This is a genomic window from Escherichia sp. MOD1-EC7003 (assembly GCF_002965065.1).
Classification (GTDB): domain Bacteria; phylum Pseudomonadota; class Gammaproteobacteria; order Enterobacterales; family Enterobacteriaceae; genus Escherichia.
The window spans coordinates 1-876 of the sequence record NZ_PTRE01000115.1; the positions used below are offsets into that span (position 1 = coordinate 1).

The following is an 876-nucleotide window of genomic DNA, read 5'->3' on the forward strand; positions in this document are numbered from 1 at the left end:
AAAGCGCCTTTGGTTTTGGTCAGTTTCCTGAACTGGCGATGGACTGATTCGATAGCATTTGTGGTGTAAATGACCTTGCGGATATTTGCCGGATAGCGGAAGTATGCCGACAGGTTTTCCCACTTGCGACGCCACGACTGGAGTACCACCGGATACTGCTGGCCCCATCTGGCCTCCAGCTCATCCAGCGCCGTTTCTGCGGCCTCTTTCGACACCGCGCGATATACCGGCTTCAGGTCGGCCATGAACGCTTTGTGGTGTTTTGACGCCACATATTTAATCGAGTTGCGTATCTGGTGAATCACACACAACTGAACTTCTGTCTGCGGATAAATGCTGTTTATCGCCTCCGGGAAGCCGGTCAGCCCGTCCACGCAGGCGATCAGGATATCTTCCACACCACGATTTTGTAGATCGCTTAATACCGACAGCCAGAAGTTCGCCCCTTCGCTTTCAGACAGATACAGGCCCAGGATTTCCTTTTTGCCCTCCAGATTCAGCGCCAGCACCGTGTAAACTGCCTTGCTCAGGTAGCGGCCATCCTCACGGATTTTATAGTGAATGGCGTCCAGCCATACGAAGGGGTAAACTTTCTCCAGCGGGCGCTGTTGCCACTGTTTTAACTCAGGAATGACCTTATCGGTCACCGCGCTGATGGTGGCTGTGGAAACGCTGAAGGCATATAAATCTTCAATCTCCCGGCTGATATCCTGGTAGCTCATTCCCAGCGCAAACAGGCGAATGATTTTGCGTTCGATCTCATCAGACAACGTGGTCTGGTGCTTCTTCACCAGTTGGGGTTCAAAAGTGCCATTACGATCGCGCGGAGTCGCCAGTTCGAAGCTGCCGGTCGGGGTTTTAATGGTCTTTTTGCTG

Annotated in this window: 1 protein-coding gene; it reads right to left on the reverse strand. The window is 52.5% G+C overall.

The genetic code is table 11. The features are described 5' to 3' along the window. Positions 1 to 876: IS256 family transposase (locus A7090_RS18945; RefSeq protein WP_105275176.1), on the reverse strand; the 876-nt coding region annotated here is incomplete at both ends.